The organism is Clavibacter sp. VKM Ac-2872, assembly GCF_015351105.1.
Taxonomy (GTDB): domain Bacteria; phylum Actinomycetota; class Actinomycetes; order Actinomycetales; family Microbacteriaceae; genus Clavibacter.
Genome location: NZ_JADKRR010000002.1, coordinates 301,167 through 319,715, shown reverse-complemented (window position 1 = coordinate 319,715; position 18,549 = coordinate 301,167). Strand labels below are relative to the sequence as shown.

The 18,549-nt window shown below is 74.1% G+C and carries 21 protein-coding genes; 7 read left to right on the top strand and 14 right to left on the bottom strand.

Translation table 11 applies throughout. The annotated features are described in order from the left end of the window. Nucleotides 1–16 precede the first annotated feature (16 nt). Nucleotides 17–400 (top strand): hypothetical protein, encoded by a 384-nt coding sequence (locus ITJ40_RS11890; RefSeq protein ID WP_194667263.1) that lies wholly within the window; start codon nucleotides 17–19, stop codon nucleotides 398–400. After that, complete coding sequence (locus ITJ40_RS11885; RefSeq protein ID WP_194667262.1) at nucleotides 397–624, top strand: hypothetical protein; 228 nt, start codon at nucleotides 397–399, stop codon at nucleotides 622–624. Before ITJ40_RS11890 ends, ITJ40_RS11885 begins: the two co-directional genes overlap by 4 nt. A gap of 25 nt (nucleotides 625–649) precedes the next feature. Here the strand turns inward: ITJ40_RS11885 and ITJ40_RS11880 are convergent, their stop codons facing one another. Together ITJ40_RS11880 and ITJ40_RS11875 are read right to left on the bottom strand one after the other, a co-directional pair. Further along, nucleotides 650–1,984, bottom strand: a complete 1,335-nt coding sequence (locus ITJ40_RS11880) for an MATE family efflux transporter (RefSeq protein WP_228512415.1) — start codon at nucleotides 1,982–1,984, stop codon at nucleotides 650–652. A 74-nt stretch (nucleotides 1,985–2,058) separates the two neighbouring features. Continuing rightward, nucleotides 2,059–3,861, bottom strand: coding sequence for an ATPase (locus tag ITJ40_RS11875; RefSeq protein WP_194667261.1), 1,803 nt, complete (start codon nucleotides 3,859–3,861; stop codon nucleotides 2,059–2,061). A 181-nt stretch (nucleotides 3,862–4,042) separates the two neighbouring features. On the opposite strand from ITJ40_RS11875, the gene ITJ40_RS11870 reads away from it, so the two are divergent. Continuing rightward, nucleotides 4,043–4,543: a MarR family winged helix-turn-helix transcriptional regulator gene (locus tag ITJ40_RS11870; protein WP_194667260.1), complete on the top strand. Its 501-nt coding sequence runs from the start codon at nucleotides 4,043–4,045 to the stop codon at nucleotides 4,541–4,543. Nucleotides 4,544–4,568: 25 nt separating this feature from the next. On the opposite strand, the gene ITJ40_RS11865 is transcribed toward ITJ40_RS11870, so the two are convergent. From ITJ40_RS11865 to ITJ40_RS11845, 5 genes are all read right to left on the bottom strand, one after another. Then, entirely contained in the window at nucleotides 4,569–5,219 is a 651-nt protein-coding gene (locus tag ITJ40_RS11865) for a hypothetical protein (RefSeq protein WP_194667259.1), read from the bottom strand. Between the two features lie 48 nt (nucleotides 5,220–5,267). Further along, on the bottom strand, nucleotides 5,268–6,005 hold the full coding sequence (locus ITJ40_RS11860) for a ZIP family metal transporter (RefSeq protein WP_194667258.1): 738 nt from the start codon (nucleotides 6,003–6,005) through the stop codon (nucleotides 5,268–5,270). 56 nt (nucleotides 6,006–6,061) lie between these two features. After that, entirely contained in the window at nucleotides 6,062–6,667 is a 606-nt protein-coding gene (locus ITJ40_RS11855; RefSeq protein WP_194667257.1) for a hypothetical protein, read from the bottom strand. Nucleotides 6,668–6,714: 47 nt separating this feature from the next. Further along, nucleotides 6,715–7,098 (bottom strand): biopolymer transporter Tol, encoded by a 384-nt coding sequence (locus tag ITJ40_RS11850; protein WP_228512350.1) that lies wholly within the window; start codon nucleotides 7,096–7,098, stop codon nucleotides 6,715–6,717. A gap of 151 nt (nucleotides 7,099–7,249) precedes the next feature. Further along, nucleotides 7,250–9,325: a PhoX family phosphatase gene (locus tag ITJ40_RS11845; RefSeq protein WP_194667256.1), complete on the bottom strand. Its 2,076-nt coding sequence runs from the start codon at nucleotides 9,323–9,325 to the stop codon at nucleotides 7,250–7,252. A gap of 191 nt (nucleotides 9,326–9,516) precedes the next feature. Between ITJ40_RS11845 and ITJ40_RS11840 the strand changes: the two genes are divergently transcribed. Next, nucleotides 9,517–10,269 (top strand): SDR family NAD(P)-dependent oxidoreductase, encoded by a 753-nt coding sequence (locus tag ITJ40_RS11840; protein ID WP_194667255.1) that lies wholly within the window; start codon nucleotides 9,517–9,519, stop codon nucleotides 10,267–10,269. 112 nt (nucleotides 10,270–10,381) lie between these two features. Here ITJ40_RS11840 and ITJ40_RS11835 read toward each other — a convergent pair whose 3' ends face one another. From ITJ40_RS11835 to ITJ40_RS11820, 4 genes are read right to left on the bottom strand one after another with little or no spacing between them, the layout of a single operon-like run. After that, complete coding sequence (locus ITJ40_RS11835; RefSeq protein WP_194667254.1) at nucleotides 10,382–10,675, bottom strand: putative quinol monooxygenase; 294 nt, start codon at nucleotides 10,673–10,675, stop codon at nucleotides 10,382–10,384. Next, on the bottom strand, nucleotides 10,672–11,469 hold the full coding sequence (locus ITJ40_RS11830; protein ID WP_194667253.1) for an ATP-binding cassette domain-containing protein: 798 nt from the start codon (nucleotides 11,467–11,469) through the stop codon (nucleotides 10,672–10,674). Before ITJ40_RS11830 ends, ITJ40_RS11835 begins: the two co-directional genes overlap by 4 nt. Continuing rightward, nucleotides 11,466–12,509: an ABC transporter permease gene (locus tag ITJ40_RS11825; protein ID WP_194667252.1), complete on the bottom strand. Its 1,044-nt coding sequence runs from the start codon at nucleotides 12,507–12,509 to the stop codon at nucleotides 11,466–11,468. The genes ITJ40_RS11830 and ITJ40_RS11825 overlap by 4 nt, the downstream gene beginning before the upstream one ends. A gap of 2 nt (nucleotides 12,510–12,511) precedes the next feature. Continuing rightward, nucleotides 12,512–13,603, bottom strand: a complete 1,092-nt coding sequence (locus ITJ40_RS11820; protein ID WP_194667251.1) for a substrate-binding domain-containing protein — start codon at nucleotides 13,601–13,603, stop codon at nucleotides 12,512–12,514. A gap of 113 nt (nucleotides 13,604–13,716) precedes the next feature. Here ITJ40_RS11820 and ITJ40_RS11815 point away from each other — a divergent pair, with 113 nt between their 5' ends. From ITJ40_RS11815 to ITJ40_RS11805, 3 genes are all read left to right on the top strand, one after another. After that, nucleotides 13,717–14,769, top strand: a complete 1,053-nt coding sequence (locus tag ITJ40_RS11815) for a LacI family DNA-binding transcriptional regulator (RefSeq protein WP_194667250.1) — start codon at nucleotides 13,717–13,719, stop codon at nucleotides 14,767–14,769. Beyond that, on the top strand, nucleotides 14,762–15,652 hold the full coding sequence (locus ITJ40_RS11810) for a carbohydrate kinase family protein (RefSeq protein WP_194667249.1): 891 nt from the start codon (nucleotides 14,762–14,764) through the stop codon (nucleotides 15,650–15,652). Before ITJ40_RS11815 ends, ITJ40_RS11810 begins: the two co-directional genes overlap by 8 nt. Before the next feature lie 234 nt (nucleotides 15,653–15,886). Continuing rightward, entirely contained in the window at nucleotides 15,887–16,756 is an 870-nt protein-coding gene (locus ITJ40_RS11805; RefSeq protein WP_194667248.1) for an SDR family oxidoreductase, read from the top strand. A gap of 32 nt (nucleotides 16,757–16,788) precedes the next feature. Here the strand turns inward: ITJ40_RS11805 and ITJ40_RS11800 are convergent, their stop codons facing one another. The 3 genes from ITJ40_RS11800 to ITJ40_RS11790 all read right to left on the bottom strand — a co-directional run bounded on the left by ITJ40_RS11800 (nucleotide 16,789) and on the right by ITJ40_RS11790 (nucleotide 18,508). Next, the gene (locus tag ITJ40_RS11800; protein WP_194667247.1) at nucleotides 16,789–17,145 is read right to left on the bottom strand and encodes a DUF202 domain-containing protein; all 357 of its coding nucleotides are present in this window, start codon (nucleotides 17,143–17,145) and stop codon (nucleotides 16,789–16,791) included. Continuing rightward, entirely contained in the window at nucleotides 17,142–17,531 is a 390-nt protein-coding gene (locus ITJ40_RS11795) for a YidH family protein (protein ID WP_194667246.1), read from the bottom strand. The genes ITJ40_RS11800 and ITJ40_RS11795 overlap by 4 nt, the downstream gene beginning before the upstream one ends. A 110-nt stretch (nucleotides 17,532–17,641) precedes the next feature. Next, nucleotides 17,642–18,508, bottom strand: a complete 867-nt coding sequence (locus ITJ40_RS11790; RefSeq protein ID WP_194667245.1) for an aldo/keto reductase family oxidoreductase — start codon at nucleotides 18,506–18,508, stop codon at nucleotides 17,642–17,644. Nucleotides 18,509–18,549 lie beyond the last annotated feature (41 nt).

The window sequence follows — 18,549 nt, the reverse complement described above, 5'->3', positions numbered from 1 at the left end:
TTCGCGAGGAGATGGGGTGCCCGTGATCCCAGCCGAGGCGGTGACGGCGTCGGTGCGGGGCGCCGCCACGCTCTGGGCGGCGGTCATCGCCGGAGGTGCCGCCATCCTCTCGGCCGTCCTCTCCGCGATCGCCGCCCACCGCTCCGGCCGGTGGACGCAGCGCGAGCAGTGGTGTCAGCGCTTCGCCTGGGCGTGCGAGAAGTGCATCAGCCGAGAACCGGGGGCGTCGGAGGTGGGAGCCTCCGTGATGGAGGCTCTCATCGCCGTGCCCTGGGCGTCAGCCGCCGATCACGAGATGGCACTGGCGATGAGCAACGTCATCGTCGATCATGTGCGGGAGCCCGCCGCGCCGACAGGAGCCGTGGGCAGGAGGGATCGGAGGAGATGGTGGCTCGCATGACGCCCTACAGCGCCGAGGCCCAGCGCAGGGCGCACCGGCTCGCCGCACACGCCGCGGAGAACCTCCGCCGCTTCGGCAAGAGCGTCTACTTCGACCCGGGCGAAGGGCGATACGTCGTCGTCGACGTCGACGGGGAGGTCGATGCCGGATGGGTCCGCGTGGTCGACGCCCCCGGTGCGTGGGCCCTCCGTCGGGCCCGGCTGCGCCGCCGTCTGGGGCGCTGATCCGCGCACGCGCGGTCGGTGCGGCTCAGGCCCGCGCCACCCCCGTCACGATCCACCGGTCGCCGCGCGCCCGCAAGCCGAGCGTGAGCGCCCGCGCGCCGATGTAGACGAGGCCGAACGCGGCCCACAGCGCGAGGAGGGAGGGGGTGCCGGCGACGCGGCCGGTCTCGGTGAGCCAGGCCACGAGGACGAGCGCGGGGGCGTAGATCGCGAGGTTCACGAGGCCCGCGAGGGCGAGGTAGCGCGCGTCGCCCGCGCCGATGAGCACGCCGTCGAGCACGAACACGTACCCCGCGACGGGCAGGCCGACGGCGAGCACGAGGGTCACGGCGGTGAGCATCCGGTGGATGTCCGCGTCGCCCGTGAAGACCGGCCCGAGCAGCGGCGAGAGGGCCGCGAGCACGAGGCCGAGGATCGCCCCGAGGCCGACGCCCCACTGCACGAGCCGACGGGACACGGCGCGCACGCGCGGCACGTCGTCGGCGCCGAGGCCGTGGCCGACGAGCGCCTGGCCGGCGATGGCGAGCGCGTCGAGCACGAACGCGACGGTCGAGAAGAGCGTGAGCGCGATCTGCAGGGTGGCGAGCCCGGAGACCCCGAGGCCCGCGCCCACCGCGACCGTCGCGAGGATCGCCGCTCGGAGCGACGCCGTGCGCACGAGCAGCCAGCCGCCCGATGCGGCCGAGCGCGCGACGCCGCGGATCCCGGGGCGCAGCGTCGTGCCGGTCTCGCGGGCGGCGCGCACCGCGATCAGGACGAAGACCGACGCCATGCCCCACTGCGCGATGACGGTGCCCCACGCGGGTCCGGCGATCCCGAACCCGAGGCCGTAGATGAGGAACGCGTTGAGCGCCGCGTTCGCCGCGAAGCCGGAGACCGCGACGACGAGCGGGGTGCGCGTGTCCTGGAGGCCGCGGAGGAGGCCGGTCGCGGCGATGACGAGGAGCATCGCGGGCATCCCGGCGAGCGAGATGCCGAGGTAGGTGCGCGCGGCGTCGACCACGGCGGCGGTGGCGGCCGGATCCGCGTCGGCGCCGCCCGTGTCCCCGAGGGCGCGCACGAGCGGATCCGCGACCACGAGCCCCACGACCAGCACCACCGCGCCGAGCGCGAGCGCGAGCCACAGGCCGTCGATGCCCGCGCGGATCGCGCCCGGCCGGTCGCCCGCGCCGAGCCGCCGGGCGACCGTGGGGGTCGTCGCGTAGGCGAGGAAGACGAGGAGGCCGACGATCGTCTGCAGGATCACGCTCGCGATGCCGAGGCCGGCGAGCGGCGCGCTGCCGAGGTGCCCGACGAGCGCCGTGTCGGTGAGGAGGAACAGCGGCTCGGCCACGAGCGCGCCGAGCGCGGGCACGGCCAGCGCGAGGATCTCGCGGTCGAGCGGGCGGCGGATCCGCGGGCGGTGCCCGGCGGATCCGCCCTCGGACGCGCCCGTCAGCGGACCGCGTGCGCGAGCCGCTGCACGACCCCGGCCGTCGCGGCCGTGAACGCGCGCGCGACCACGGGGTCGAGCGAGGCGAGCGAGATCGGGCCGCGCTCCGCGATGTGCGCGTCGTACGGCACCGTGAAGATCTGGGCCGGGCGGGCGTCGCCGAGGATGCGGTCGATGCGCGCGACGACCGCGGGGTCCTCGGGACGGCCGTCGTGCAGGCGGATGATGACGGCGTTGTCCGCGAGCATGGCCGCGTGGCCGCCCAGCTCGCGCAGGAAGTCGAGCAGCGCCACGGCCTCGAGCACCGCGTCGCCCGCGTTGAGCACGGGGACGACGAGCACGTCGGTGACCTCGATGGCGCCGCGGAACGCGGAGGACGAGGGCTGGTTGCCGGAGTCCATCACGCGCACCGCGTAGTACTCGTCGATGAGGCGCGCGACCCCGATCACGTCGTCGCCCGTGAGCTCGCGGCGCGGCCCGACGGACGCGACGACGGAGGCGAAGCTCGTCTGCGGCGCGGTGTAGCCGGCGAGCTGGCCGGCGCTGTGGATCTCGTCGCGGTCGCGCACGAGCTCGCCGAGCCCGCGGGTCGGCTGGCCCTCGGCGCGGTAGCCGAGCGCCCCGGGGTCGTCGGTGACCTCGACCACGGCGACGGATCCGCCGCGGATGGAGCCGAGCACGCCGCCGAGGATGAGGGAGGTGGGCGTCTTGCCGACGCCGCCCTTGCGGTTGGCGACCAGCACGCTGACCGCGCGCGACCAGGTGGCCTGGCGGATCACGCGCTCGTCGCCCTCGCGGCGGGCGACCTCCGCGTTCGCGGCGGCCTCCTCGGCGCCCGGGCCGATCTTGAAGACGCCGCCCGTGACGGTGTTCATGAAGCCGCGGAAGCCCGTGCGCGCGATCGCGGGGCCACGCGGCGGGCGTTGGCCGGTCTGCTCGGGGAAGAGGGTGAGGGCGCTCGTGGCGGCGTCGGCGCGCGGGGTGCGCATGACGTAGCGCTGGGGATCCGCGTCGGGGAACGCCGTGAGGTCGGTCCCGGGGCGACGGTCGTCGGCGGGCTCCTCGAGGTCGTCGGGCGCGGCGGGGAGCGAGGCGACCGGGGTCGGCTGGGGCTCGACCGGGGCGGCGGCCGTGCGGGCGGGCGGGGCGTCGTCGACGGGGGAGGAGTCGGCGGGCGCGGCCGGGGACCCGGACCAGGCGGGGGCGGCGCTCTCGCCGCCGGCCGTCTCGGATGCCTCCGAGCTCGGGCGCAGCGGCATGCGGAAGGGGTGCGCGTTCACGACGTGCGGGGCGGGGACGGTCCACGCGGATCCGGCCTCGGGGGAGACGACGGCGTCGAAGGGGGACGGTGCCGCGGCGGGGCGGGCGTCGTCCGCGTCGGCGTCCTGGGCGGGAGCGGTGGTGTCGGGGACGCGGTCCTCGGGATCCACGTCGTCGTCCGCGTCGTCGAACAGCTCGTCGAAGGCGTGCGTGCCGACGACGATCTCCTCGTCGGGCTCGGCACCCGACGCGTCGTCGTCGTGCGCGTCGGACTCCGCCTGGGGCGCGGGCTCAGCCTCGTCGCCGGACGTCGGGGCCTCGACGGGCGCGGCACCGGGACGCACGCGGTCGGGTCCGAACAGGCCGCCGTCGGAGGTGCGGGGCACGGCGGGGAACGGATCCACCCAGCGGTGCGCGTCGCCCGACGGCTCGGTCGAGCTGCGCTCCATCTCCTGCTGGCGGCGACGCAGCTCCCTGCGGCTGAGGAGGGGAGGCTCGGCCGCTCCGCCGTCGCGGTGGCCGGTGTCGTGCGTGTCGTCGGTCATGTGGCTCGCCTTCGTCGTCCCCGCCTGCGCGGACGAGGCTACCAGGGGCGGCCGGGCGCCCGGATCCGGGGGCCCGCCGTCCGCCCCGCGCCCCCGCCGCGCCCTCCGCCGCGCCCCCTCGCCTGGCCGCCGTCCGCGAGCGTGGCGGGTGCGCGGATCGAGGTCGGTTAGGGTCTCCTCCGTGATCCCCGGAACCGCCGACGTGCCCGCGCCCGCCGACGACCCCTCGGCCGCCGTGTCCTCCGGCGTCTCGGCCGTCGCGACCGAGCTCGGGGCGCTCCTCATGCAGATCCGCTCGCTGCGCGTCGAGGAGGCGGCCGCGTTCCACGCCGGCCTCCAGCCCGGCGCGTTCGCCGTCGCCCGGTGGATCCGCACCGAGGGGCCCGCATCCGCGGGCGCCGTCGCCGCCGGTCTCGTCATGGACAAGAGCTCGGTGAGCCGGCACCTCCGCGTGCTGCGCGAGGCCGGGTACGTGCAAGACGAGCCGGATCCCGCCGACCGCCGCTCCACGATCCTCACCCTCACGCCGCTCGCCGAGGAGCGGCTCGAGGAGGTGCGGAGGGGCACGCGCGAGCGCCTGCAGAACCGCCTGCACGCGTGGGACGCCGCCGACGTCGAGCAGTTCGCGGCGCTGCTGCACCGCTTCAACGTCTCGCCGCGCGACCGTCCCGCCGACGCCTGAGGGCAGCAGCGGCGGATCCGCCCGCTCAGCGGGCCCGGTTCCTCCGATCCTGCTTGCGGAGGTCCTCGGGGAGCCCGCGGGAGAGGCGGAGCTTCTGGGCCTTCCGCTCCACGCGGTAGAGGTGCCACCCGGCGAACGGGGCGATGAAGGACACGGCCACGAAGAACCACTCGACCGGAGTGAGCACCCTGTCCCCCGGGGTCTTCGCCAGGAGGCCGGCATCCTGCGCGATGAGGATGCCGATCATGACGAGCACGAAGACGGAGATCGCCGTCAACGCGATGGAGAGCGCCAGGAGCCCGCTCGCCGAGGTGACCGTCAGCCTCCCCGGGTTCAGCACGAAGACGTCGCCCTTGTAGACGCCGTACTCCTCGCGCGTCAGACCCCGGCTCGCGGCGTCCGCGTCGGAGAGCCTCCCGAAGACGCCGGGGCGGCGCGGGTGCTTCCTCGCCCACAGCGCGTTGACGATCGAGAGCACGATGGCGGCCACGGGACCGAGGAGGGCGATGACGGTGGGGATCATCGCGAGCAGGTGCCAGACGCGCCCGTCCGCGTCCAGCATCGCGCCGCTGATGAGGATGGACACGACGAAGATCACCGGGGCGGCGAGCAGCGGCAGGATCCACGATCGATGCCAGCGCGGTCGGTCCGGCGCGGATCCGGGAGCATCGGTCACCGGGGAAGTCTCTCAGCTCAGCGTGGATCGCGACGGTCCCGGTCGGGTTCATCCCGCCTGGTGCACCGCGTAGCTCGCCACGAAGCCGAGCACCGTCACGAGCCCGGTGAGCGCCTGCGCCTTGCGGAACGCCTCGGGGATCATCGTGTCGCAGATCATCGCGAGGATCGCGCCGGCCGCGAACGCCATCACCACCGACTGGCCGCTCTCCGGCAGGCCGCCGAGCAGTGCGTAGCCGCCGAGGGACGAGAGCGCGCAGACCACGGCGATGGAGGTCCAGAGCCCGAACACGTAGCGCGCGCTGCGTCCGCTCTGCTTGAGGTCGGCCGTGCTCGACATGCCCTCGGGGAAGTTCGAGATGACGACCGCCACGAGCACGCCGATGCTCAGCGCCCCGCCGCCCGTGAGGCTGAGGCCCTGCACGGCTGTCTCGGGCACGCCGTCGAGCAGGGCGCCGAGCGCGATCCCCACACCGGTGCCGCCTCCGCCGCCCGACTTGCCGTGGTGCTTCCGGCGGAACCCGCCGTGCTCGAGGATCTGGTCGAGCACCACGTACACGACCGCGCCCGCGACGAAGCCGCCGAGCGTGGGGATCACGCCGCCGCTCGCCGCCGCCTCGTCGACCAGGTCGAACGACAGCGCCGAGATGAGCACGCCCGCGCCGAACGCCATCACCAGCGCGACGACCTCGCGCGGCACCTTCACGAACCACGCGACGAGCGACCCGACGACCAGCGACAGCCCGGAGAGCAGGCCGGCGAGGCCGGCCAGGAGGAGAGGCGACATGGGTTCGAGGATGCTCCTCCCCTGCGCCCCGCGTCACATCGGGCGGCCGCGCCGGATCAGCGCCCCGCCGACACCCCCGCGTCGCGCAGCGCCAGGTCGGCGAGCTGCCGGATGGCGCGCGGGTCGCCCGCGCGCCATCCGGCGACCGGATCCGGGTGCGCCTTCAGGAGCGACGCCGGCTTCCGCGACGACAGCGCCCGCAGCGCGAGCAGCTCGGTGCCGCCGGGCGTCGCGGCGAGGGATCGGGCGGCGGCCGCGCGCCGCACGAACGACACGCGCCGCAGCAGCCAGTGCCGCACGATGAACGCGATCGGCACGAGCGCCACGAGGAGCCCCAGCAGGAGCGCGATGGTGCCGACGAGCGACTGCTGGTCCCGCCCGGCCTGCACGAGGCCGGATCCGATGCCGCTCGCGTCCTCGAACGGGCCGCGCGCCGCGTCGCCCACGAGCGGCAGGCGGCCGAGGGCGTCGGCGGCGTCGGTCATGGATCCGCTGAGCCGCGCGCCCGACTCCTCCATGCTGCGCCCGAGCTCGCCGAGCGGGCGGATGAGCGCGGCCACGGCGATCCCCACGAGCACCGACATGACGATGCCCGCGAGCGCCGCGGTGTCGGACGCGATCTGCCGGGCACGGACGAGGGGGAGCGCGGAGTAGAGCTGCATGCGTCCAGCCTGGCCCGCGGTCCGTCCCGGCTGCGCGCGACGATCGGTCAGGCGGACGCGTCGAGCGCCTCCAGCGCCCGCAGCGCCTCCTGCGCCCGCGCGAGGCGCGCGTCCTCCGGCTCGTCCCACCAGCGGGGGCCGCGCTCGCCGAGGCCGTGCTTCGCGAGGCTCACGCGCTCGCGGGCCGTCGCGATCGCGGCGTCGTCGCCGGCGCGCTTCGCCGCGCGGACCCCCGACCGGCCGCGGCCGAGGTGGGAGGTGAGCGCCTCGACCAGCTCGGGCGGCAGCGACGGATCCGTGCGGGGCCAGCGCCGCCCGTCCACGACCAGCCAGCGCTCCGCCTCGATCGCGGCGGCAGAGGCCGCGGCGGCGGACGCCGCGGCGGCAGACGCGTCGGCGTCGGCGTCGGGATCCTGCGGACGCTCGGCCATGATCCCGACGCTAGCCCCGGCCGCGCCGGACGACCGGATGCGCTCGGAGATCGGCCACCGCGGGCCCGGCGCACGCACGAGGGCCGGGGCGCACGCACGCCCCGGCCCCCCGATCAGCTCAGCGGGTCGCCCCGCGAGCAGCTCCCGCGGGTCAGCCGCGCCACACCTGGATCACCGACGGGCGCGGTCCGCGCCAGGCGCCCTTCGGCGGGGTGGCGCCGGCGGGCACGTAGTCGGGGAAGAACGAGTGCTGCTCGGCGAACGAGCCGTCCTCGCCCGGGTGCTGCACCGCGACGAACACCATGCCCTCGGTGTCGTGCACGACCGGCCCGCAGGTCTCCGCCTCGGTGGGCACGGACAGGAACTGCTGCACGTGGCCGCGCTCGGCGCCCTCGACGGGGACCTTGAACAGGCCGTCGTTGAGGCCGATGGTGCTCGGGGCGCCGTCGGTGGAGATCCAGAGGTTGCCCTCGGAGTCGAACGCGACGTTGTCCGGGCAGCTGATGGGCGAGACCTTATCCTTCGGGAAGCCCGCGAAGTAGGTGGACTCGTTCTTCGCCGGGTCGCCCGCGACGAGCAGCAGGTTCCACGTGAAGGTGGTGGATCGGGCGTCGCCGCCGTCCTCGGTGATCTCCACGATGTGGCCGTCGCGGTTGGTCGTCCGCGGGTTCATCTCCGTGGCGCCCTCCTTGCCGGCCTTGCCGCGGTCGGTGTTGTTGGTGCACGCGACGTAGATCTTGCCGGTGACGGGGCTCGGCTGGACGTCCTCGCAGCGGTCCATCTTCGTGGCGCCGGCCGCGTCGGCGACGAGGCGCGTGTGCACGAGCGCCTCCTCGGTCGTGAAGCCGGGGACCTGGCAGACGCCGTCGATCACGAGCGGGATCCACTGGCCGATGCCGTCGAACGAGCCGTCGGAGGGGAGCTGGCCGGTGCCCGTGATCTCCGCGACGGGCGAGTCGCCCGCGAAGCGCGCCACGTAGAGCGCGCCGCGCGTGAGCAGCTGCTTGTTGCGCTTGCGGTCCTGGCGCGTGGTGCCGGTGACCATCGTGTCGTGCGAGACGAACTTGTAGAGGTAGTCGAAGCGCTCGTCGTCGCCCATGTACGCGGCGACGTGGCCGCTCTTCCCGAGGATCACGTTCGCGCCCTCGTGCTTGAAGCGGCCGAGCGCGGTGTGCTTCACGGGCGCCTCGCCGGGCTCGAACGGGTCGACCTCGACGATCCAGCCGAAGCGGTTCGGCTCGTTCTCGTAGCCGGCGGTGCGGGCGTCGAAGCGCGGGTCGATGGCCTCCCAGCCGCGGGTCGTCGCCTTGTCGGCGAGGCCGTAGCGCTTGTCGGCGGCGCTCGTCCCCGCGGTGCGGAAGTAGCCGTTGAAGTTCTCCTCGCCGGAGAGCACGGTGCCCCACGGGGTGGTGCCGCCGGCGCAGTTGCCGAGCGTGCCGAGGATGCGCGTGCCCTTCGGGTCGTCCTTGGTGCGCAGCGACGCGGATCCGGCGGCCGGGCCCGACACGGCGAAGGGCGTGTCCGCGGTGATGCGGCGGTTGCGGTGGTGGCCGATCGTGTACGTCCACGGCTGGCCGACCGTCTTCCGGCGGAGCGCGACGACGGACATGCCGTGCGAGGCCTTGCCGATGCGGCGCTGCTCGTCGAGCTCGGCGTCGTCGGCCGCGGGCGGGAACATGATGTTCTCGTTCGTGTACTCGTGGTTGGCGACGAGGAGCGCCTCCTTGTTCAGCGAGTTGATCGGGATGATGTCGAGGTAGTCGTTGTTGTAGCCGAACTGGCGCGCGGCGAGCTTGGCCGTCTGGTTGTCGGCGTCGAAGTCGTCGGCGTAGCTGAAGAGCGGGTCGCCCCAGCGGATGATCGGCTGCCAGCGGTACCCGGTCGGCACGGTGAACTGGTCGACGGCGGCGTCGACGGGCGTGATCGCCGTGAAGGGCAGCTTCGACGCGGCCTGCGCGGCGGCGGCCTCGGCGCCGGGGGCCGCGGCGTTCTGGGCCACGAGGATCGCGAGGGCACCGGCGCCCGCACCGCCGAGCAGCGTGCGGCGCGAGAGGGCGCGTCCCGCGATGTCGCGGAAGTAGGAGTTGTCGGTGACGTTCGGGACGGGCTTGGTGCACGCGTCGTCGCACTTGAGGTGGCAGGTGACCGTGCTGCGCTTGCCGCGCGCGTGGGGGTCGCGGGACAGGATCGGCAGCAGCCGGTGGTGGGTCTCACGGGTGAGGGTCATGTGGGGTCTCCATCGATCTCGGGCGTCTCCACCGGGCACGGCGGACGCATGACGCTTGGAAGGTATTCGCGCCCCCGGGCGCGCCCCCGACGCCCGGGTGGACGACGGGTGAACCCGGGATGGACGGATCACGCGGGCGTACCGTCGAGGTGCGGCGCGGATCCGCGTCGCACAGGACGAGGAGGTCCCCCATGGCCAGGTTCGACACGAAGACCGCTCTCGTGACAGGCGGAGGCAGCGGCATCGGCGCCGCGATCTCCCGCGCGCTCGCCGCGGAGGGCGCGTCGGTCGTCGTCACCGACATCCAGCTGGAGGCGGCGGAGCGCGTCGTCGCCGAGATCGAGGCCGCGGGCGGCACGGCCACCGCGTTCCGCCAGGACACCGCGAAGGCGGAGGACTCGGAGGCCGCCGTCGCGCACGCGGTCGACACCTACGGCGCCCTGCACTTCGCCGTGAACAACGCCGGCGTCAGCGCGCCCCCGGCCGACATCGGCGACTACGAGATCTCCGCGTGGGACCGCACGCGCGCCATCGACCTCGACGGCGTCTTCTACGGCCTCCGCTCCCAGCTGCCCGCGATGGTGGCGGCGGGCGGCGGCGCGGTCGTCAACATGAGCTCGGTGCTCGGATCCGTGGGGTTGGCGCAGAACGCCGCCTACGTCGCGAGCAAGCACGCGCTCGTCGGCCTCACCAAGGTCGCGGCGCTCGAGTACACAGCCCGCGGCGTGCGCACCAACGCGGTCGGCCCCGGCTTCATCGACACCCCGCTCGTGCGATCGTCCCTCTCTGCCGACGCGCTCGGGTACCTGGAGAGCCAGCACGCGACCGGCCGCCTCGGCACCGACAGGGAGGTCGCGGCCCTCGTGCTCTTCCTGCTGAGCGACGACGCGTCCTTCATCTCGGGCAGCTACCACCTCGTGGACGGCGGGTACTCCGCGCGCTGATCCGCGTCCGGCCCCGCCGGACCCGCAGCGCAGGACCGCGCAGGACCGCGAACGACCGCGGCCGCCCGGCGCGTCGAGACGCCGGGCGGCCGCGGAGCCGGTGTCGCGCCCGTCAGACGGGCGCGAGGAAGGTGAGCTGCGATCCGTCCTCCACGATGAGCGGTCCCAGCGCCGCGTTGAACTCGGCGCCGTAGGGAGCGCCGATGTGCGCCTGGAACGCGGCCTCGTCCCGGTACACCTCGTGCACGACGAACCGCGCCGGATCCTCCACCCGCCGGTACGGCTCGAACACGAGGTTGCCGGGCTCGGCGCGCACGCGCTCCGCGAGGTCGGCGATCATCCGCGCGACCTGCTCCTCCTCGCCCGGCAGCGCCGTGAACTCCGCGTACAGGACGGTGGCCGTCATGCCGTGGCCGCGCCCGTCATGATCGCGACCGCGTCGGTCATCGAGTGCGACTGCGGCGTGATGGTCGCGGCCTTCTTGCCCAGGCGCTGGATGTGGATCCGGTCCGCGACCTCGAACACCTGCGGCATGTTGTGGCTGATGAGGATCACCGGGATGCCGCGATCGCGCAGGTTCCGCACGAGCTCGAGCACCTGGTTCGACTCGCGCACGCCGAGGGCGGCGGTGGGCTCGTCGAGCACGACGACCTTCGATCCGAACGCGGCGGCGCGCGCCACCGCGACCGCCTGACGCTGTCCGCCGGACAGGTTCTCGACGGGAACGGTCACGTCCTGCAGCGTCGAGATGCCGAGCTCCGTGAGCTCGTCGCGGGCGGCCTTGCGCATGCCGGCCGTGTCGAGCATGCGGAAGACGGATCCGAGGATCCCCTTCTTCCGCTTCTCCCGCCCGAGGTAGAGGTTCGAGGCCACGTCGAGCGCGGGCGAGACGGCCAGGTTCTGGTAGACCGTCTCGATCCCCGCGGCCCGGGCGTCCTGCGGCCGCTTGAACGACACCGGCTTCCCGTCGAGGAACAGCTCGCCCTCGTCGGGCGTCTCGGCTCCCGTGAGGCACTTGATGAGCGTCGACTTGCCGGCGCCGTTGTCGCCGATGATCGCGAGCACCTCGCCGGGGAAGAGCTCAAGGCTGACGCCGTCGAGTCCGACCACGCGGCCGAAGGTCTTCACGAGGCGCTTCGCCTCGAGGACGGGCGTGCGGGTCGGGGCGGGAGCGCTCCCCGCGGGGTCGGTGAGGGTCACTTGCGCACCTTTCGGATCCACTGGTCGACGGAGACCGCGACGATGATGAGGACGCCCACGGCGAGGGTCTGGTACAGCACGTCCAGCCCCGCGAGCGAGAGCCCGTTGCGGAAGACGCCGACGATGAGGGCGCCGAGGAGCGTGCCCCAGACGGTGCCGCGGCCGCCGAAGAGGCTCGTGCCGCCGATCACGACCGCGGTGATGGAGTCGAGGTTGAGGTCCGCTCCGGCGTTCGGGCTGGCGGCGTTGCTGCGGCCGATCGCGATCCACGCGCCGACCGCGAGGATCGCCCCGGCCGCGAGGTACACGCTCATGAGCACCCGGTTGACGCTGATGCCGGCGAGGCGCGCGGCCTCCTTGTCGTCGCCGACCGCGTACACGTGCCGGCCCCACGCGGTCTTCCCGAGGATGAAGGCGACCACGACGTAGAGCACCAGCATGAGGACCACGCCGAAGCTGATCTTCACCCCAGCCAGGTCGAACGTGCGGCCCGTCCACGAGAGCGCGGCCGGCATGTCCACGCCGCGGATGGTCGCGCCGTTGGAGTAGAGGAGCGTGAGCGCCACGAAGATGTTCAGCGTCCCGAGCGTGACGATGAACGGGGGGAGCCGCAGCCGCGTCACGAGCAGGCCGTTGAACGCACCGGCCGCGAGGCCCACGACGAGCCCGGCGACCAGCGCGGCGGGTGCCGGCAGGCCGTTCTGGCTGGCGGTCTGCGCGATCACCATCGACGTGAGCACCATGACCGCGCCCACCGACAGGTCGATGCCCGCGGTGAGGATGATCAGCGTCTGCGCCACCGCGAGCGTGCCGACCACGGCGACCTGCTGCGTGACGAGCGACAGGTTCGCCGGGTCGAGGAAGCGGTCGTTGAGCAGGCCGAACACGATGATCGCGAGCACCAGCACGACGGCGGGGCTGACGGCGGGGTAGCGGTGGAGCACCCCGCGGATGCGGTCGACGGGGGAGCGGCGGTCGAGGAACTCGTTCGCGAGGTCGAGCGCCGAGGTGGGCGGGTTCGGGTCGGTGGTCCGGCTCACGGTCACTCGCCCCAGCACTTCGTCGCGGCGTCGTCGGCCGTGATGCTCTCGAGGCCGTCGACGGGGGTGTCGGTGACGAGCGCGGATCCGGTGTCGAAGAAGTCGAGGCCGGCGCTCGTGGCGGGCTTGGTGCCGTCCTTCGCGAGCTGCGCGATGGCCTCGACGCCGAGCTGCGCCATCTTCACCGGGTACTGCTGGGCGGTGGCGCCGATGACGCCCTCCTTCACGTTCTTCACGCCCGCGCAGCCGCCGTCGACCGAGACGAGGACCACGTCCTTCTCCTTGCCGGCCGCCTGCAGCGCCTGGTACGCGCCGAACGCCGCGGGCTCGTTGATCGTGTAGACGACGTTGATGTCCGGGTTCTTCGACAGCAGCGTCTCCATCGCCGTGCGGCCGCCGTCCTCGGCGCCCTGCGTGGCCTCGTTGCCGACGATCTCGTAGGAGCCGCCGCTGTAGTCGCCGGTCTTCGCCTCGTCGCCGTTCTTGGTCTTGTCGCCCACGTCGATGCCCATGCCGGTGAGGAAGCCCTGGTCGCGGTTGTAGTCGACCGAGATGGCCTTGTCGTCGTACAGGTCGAGGAGGCCGATGGTCGCCTTCTTGCCGCCGAGCTGCGCGGCCGCCCACTTGCCGATCGACTCGCCCGCGGCGAAGTTGTCGGTGGCGAACGTGATGTCGACGGAGTCGGCCGGGTCGGGCGCCGTGTCGAGCGCGATGACGAAGAGGCCGGCGTCGCGGGCCTTCTGGATCGCGTCGAGGACCGACGGGCCGTTGATCGTGATGAGGATGCCCTTGTCGCCCTTCGAGATGGCGTTCTCGATGGCCTGGATCTGGGTGTCCTCGTCGCCGTCCGCCTTGCCGGCGGCGAGGGTGAGGTCGATGCCGTCCTTCGCCGCGGCGTCCTTCGCGCCGTCCTCCATCGCGACGAAGAAGGGGTTCGTGGTCGTCTTCACGATGAGCGAGACGCCGACGTCGCCGGAGCCGCCGGATCCGGAGCCGCCGCTCGAGCTGGAGCAGCCGGCGAGCCCGCCCGCGGCGATGAGGGCCGCCGAGCCGAGGGCGATGGTGCGCACGAGACGCGGGGATCGGTTCGTCATTGATGGATCCTGTCCTTCGGGTGGGAGCGCACTCCCGACAACGTTGTCAGGTAGAGGTCTAGCGGGTGCGACCCGGTATGGTCAAGCCATTGCGCAGAGAGCGAGACCCATTCGTGACACCGTTGTCATCCCCGCCCGGCCCGTCGTCCGGCGCGCGCCGCCCCACGATGAAGCACGTGGCCCGGCTCGCGGGCGTCGGCCTCAAGACCGTGTCGCGCGTCGTCAACGGCGAGGCGAACGTCTCCGCGGAGATGACCGCCCGGGTGCGGGCGGCCGTGGAGCAGCTGCAGTACCAGCCGGATCTGCACGCGGGCAACCTGCGCCGCGCCGACCGGCGCACCAACACGCTCGGCCTCCTCGTCGGCAGCGTGGCCAACCCGTTCTCCGGCGCCGTGCACCGGGCCGTCGAGGAGGTGGCGAAGGAGCGCCGCGTCGCCGTCTTCGCCTCGAGCCTCGACGACGACCCCGATCGCGAGCGCTCCTCCGTCGACGCCTTCCTCGCCCGCCGGGTCGACGGGCTCATCCTCACCACCATCGCGCCCAGCCAGGCCTACCTCGGCGTCGCGGCGTCGCGGGGCACGCCGCTCGTGTTCGTCGACCGCGTGCCCGCGGGGCTGGAGGCGGACGCGATCATCGTCGACAACGCGGCCGGCATCTCCCGCGCCGTCGCGCACCTCGCCGACCAGGGCCACCGCCGCATCGCGTTCCTCGGCGACCGGCCCGAGATCTTCACGGCACGGGAGCGCGAGCGCGGCTTCGTCGAGGAGATGCAGCGACGCGGGCTGCCCGTGGCGCCCGAGCTCGTCCTCGAGGGCGCGTACGACGAGCGCGTGGCCGAGTCGCTCGCCGAGCGCCTGCTCGCGCTGCCCGAGCCGCCGACCGCGATCGTCAGCGGGCAGAACCTCATCACCATCGGCGTCATCACGGCGCTCCGCCGGCACGGCGCCCACCGCCGGATCGCGCTCGTCGGGTTCGACGACCTGCCGATGGCCGAGCTGCTGGATCCGGCGGTCACCGTGATCGCGCAGGACCCGTCGGGCATCGGCCACGCCGCCGCCGCGCGCGTGTTCGCCCGGCTCGACGGGGATGCCGGCCCCGCGCAGACCGTCGTCGTCCCCACCACGCTCATCGTCCGAGGCTCAGGAGAGGTCCCCCACCATGCATGACCAGCCCATCGTCGTCGTCGGCGACGCCCTGATCGACCTCATCCGCGAGGGCGGCGAGGAGACCGCCTTCGTCGGCGGCGCGGCCCTCAACGTCGCCGTCGGGCTCGCGATCCTGGGGCACCGCGTGCAGCTCGTCGCCATGGTCGGCGACGACGCGCACGGCGACCGCATCCGGGCCGAGCTCGACGCGCACGGGGTCGAGCTCCTCGCCACCGTCGGCCCGTCCGGATCCTCTGTCGCGGTGAGCGAGCGCGTCGACGGCGAGCCGCACTACGCGTTCAACGAGGCCGCGTGGAACCGGCGCGTGCGCATCGGCGAGGCGGAGCGGGCGGCGCTCGACGCGGCGTCGCTGGTGGTCGTCAGCTGCTTCCCCTACGACGACCACGCGCAGGCCGACGAGCTGCTCGCGGCCGTGCGGGATCCGCGCGAGCGCCTCCTCGTCGACCCGAACCCCCGCGCCGGCATGCTGCACGACGCCGCGCGGTTCCGCGCCGGGTTCGCGCGCGCGGCCGCGGAGTCGCTGCTCGTGAAGATCGGCGACGACGACACGGCGCTGCTCGGCCTGGGCGCGCTGGCCGAGGCGCGTGCGGAGCTGCACGCGACCGGCAGCCGCCTCGTGCTCGCGACCGAGGGCGCCCGCGGCGCGACCGTGCAGCTCGAGGGCGGCGAGGTCGTGTCGGCGGGCATCGCGCCGGATCCGCGTCCCGTCGTCGACACCATGGGCGCCGGCGACGCGTGCCTCGCCGCCGCGGCCGACGCCATCGCGCGCCGGGGTGCGCCGGGCACGCCCGCGGAGGGCGAGGCGATGCTCCGCACCTGCATGGCGATCGCCGCGGCGACCTGCCGCGAGCAGGGCGCGCTGCTGCGGCTGCCGACCGCCTGAGGCGGGCGCAGGGCGCAGGGTACCGCCGCGCGGGGGTGCGCTGTCCGACGCCCGCGTGCGGCGTAGCGTCGACGCGAACGAATCGATCGAACCGCCGAGCGGACATCCCCTCGGCGGCGGTGCTCGAGCAGGTCATCGCCGTCCTCCGTGACGCGTCCGCCGGCGACACCCCTCCTCGGCAGACGGCTGCGGGCACTGCGCCGCGCACCGATGGAGCAGACGAGGAGGATCACCATGGACGACGCACGAACCCTGATCATCGGCGGCACCGGGACGGTCGGCTCGACCGTCATCGCCGAGGCTCTCCGCCGGGGGATGACCGGGCTGCGGGTCATGAGCCGCGATGCACGGCGGCTCGACGACCTCCCCGACGGCGTGGAAGGCGTGGTGGGCGATCTCGGCGACCCCTACGGCGCGATGCCGGCGTTCGACGGCGTCGAGCAGGTGTTCCTGGCCCTGACGGGGACGCCCACCGAGCTGTACGAGACGACCGTCGCGGTGGACCACGCCGTGGCGGCGGGCGTCCGACGGATCGTCTACCTGTCCGTCCAGGACCTCGACCGGGCGCCGCAGGTGCCGCACAACTCGGCGAAGCTCGCGGTGGAGTCCCTCCTCGAGCACAGCGGCGTCGAGGCCTGCTTCCTGCGGGTGAACAACTTCTTCCAGAACGACGCCTGGTACCTGGACACGATCAAGGACGGCGTGTACCCGCAGCCGCTCGGCGGGACGGGCGTCTCCCGGGTCGACGTGCGCGACATCGCGGAGGTCGCGGTGAGCGCGCTGACCCCGGGGACGGAGCTCGCCGGCCCGATCGACGTGGCCGGCCCGACCGCATGGACCGGCGAGGCGACGGCCGCGGCCCTGTCCGACGCCCTCGGGAGGACCGTGACATACGGGGGAGACGATCTGGTGGCGTGGCGCGAGGCGTCCCTCGCCTCCATGTCGTCCTGGCTGGTCTACGACTACGAGCGCATGTACTCCGGCTTCCAGCGGGACGGCCTCATCGCCAGCCCCGAGGTCATCGCGCGTCTCACCGCCGTCCTCGGGCATCCGCCCCGCTCCTACGAGGACTACGTGCGGGAGGTGCTGGTGCCCGCGCTGTAGCGGGGTGCGCCCTCGGATCCGCCGCCGTCGGCTCAGCGGGCGAGCGCCAGGGCCAGCGCGGCCAGACCCGCGCACGCGGTGAGCGCCGCCACGAGTGCGGGGAGCGCGCCGCCGGGGAGCGCCGCGGCGCCGGGCGAGGCGGATCCCGAGGTCAGGATCCGGTGGACGCGGCGGTAGCGGCGGTGCGCGGTCGCGAGCACGGCGAGGGCGGCGATCACGCCGGCCGCGGCGACCACCAGGCCGGCCGCGCCGAGGAGCGTCGGGAGCACGCGCAGCCCGAGCAGGGATCCGACGACGAGCGCGAGCGCCGTGCGTCGCCATGCGAGGGCCGTCCGCTCGGGCTGGAGGCCGGGGTCGGACGGGTGCTCGGCCGGATCCGGGGCGCTCACGCCGTCAGCACGCCCAGCAGCACGAGCAGCCCGGCGGCGACCACGGCGATCCCGAGCGGCAGCGACAGCGCAGCCGACGGCAGCGGGCGGTCGCGGCGGAGGGCGCGCTCGGTGCGCATCCAGCCGATCCACGCCTGCGCGGGCGCGGCGATGCCGGTGAGGATCAGCACGATCGAGGCCGCGAGCCGGAACCCCGGCTGCAGCCCGAGCCCCAGCGCCTCGAGCGCGACGCCGCCGGCGATCAGGGCGAGCGAGGTGCGGATCCAGGCGAGGAACGTGCGCTCGTTCGCGAGCGTGAAGCGCACGTCGGGCTCGGCACCCTCGCGGTAGACGCTCCGCGGGAAGCGGCGGTCGCTCGGCGGCGAGCCGCGGTCGGGGGCGGTCATGCGGCCGGGGTCGCGCTGGTGCGGGGGCGGGCGGTGGCGCGCGCGAGCGCGGGGTGGATCACGGACATGCGGCCATCCTGCCGGGTGCCGCACGCGGGCGCCGCCGACCGTCAGCCCCCGATCCCCTCCAGCTCCGCGAGCGCCTCCTCCGGCAGTCGGATCCGCGCGCCCGCCACGTTCTCCCGCAGGTGCGCCACCGACGACGTGCCCGCGATGACGAGCACGTTCGGCGACCGCTGCAGGAGCCACGCGAGCGCGACCGGCAGCGGCGCGGATCCGAGGTCGGCGGCGACGCGGGCGAGGGCCTCCGACTGCAGCGGCGAGAACCCGCCGAGCGGGAAGTACGGCACGTAGGCGATGCCGTCGGACGCCAGCTCGTCGATGAGCGCGTCGTCGTCGCGGCGCGCGAGGTTGTAGTGGTTCTGCACGGACACGATGGGCGCGATCCCGCGGGCCTCGGCCACCTGCGCGGGCGTCACGTTGCTCACGCCGAGGTGCCGGATCAGCCCCTCGCGCTGCAGCTCGGCCAGGGCCGTGAACGGCTCCTCGATGGACTCGTCGGTCGGGCTGTCGAAAGCGCCGACGCGGAGGTTCACGACGTCGAGCACCTCGAGCGTCAGGTGCGTGAGGTTGTCGTAGACGGCCTGGCGGAGCTCGGCCGCGGAGAGCGCCTGCGGCCAGCGGCCCTTCGCGTCGCGCAGGGATCCGACCTTCGTCACGATGTGCAGGCGCTCCGGATACGGGAACAGCGCCTCCTCGATGAGCGCGTTCGTGTGGCCGGGGCCGTAGAAGTCGGCCGTGTCGATGTGCGTGATCCCGAGCTCGACGGCCTCGCGCAGCACGGCGCGGGCGGCGTCCGGATCCGCGGGCGGCCCGAACACGCGCGGCCCCGCGAGCTGCATGGCGCCGTAGCCGAAGCGCGTGACGGTGAGGTCGTGGGCGAGGGGGAAGAGCCCTCCGGGCAGGTCGGTGGACATGGCGATCCTCTCGGGTGGCGCGGCGGGCGGCGTGCGCCCAC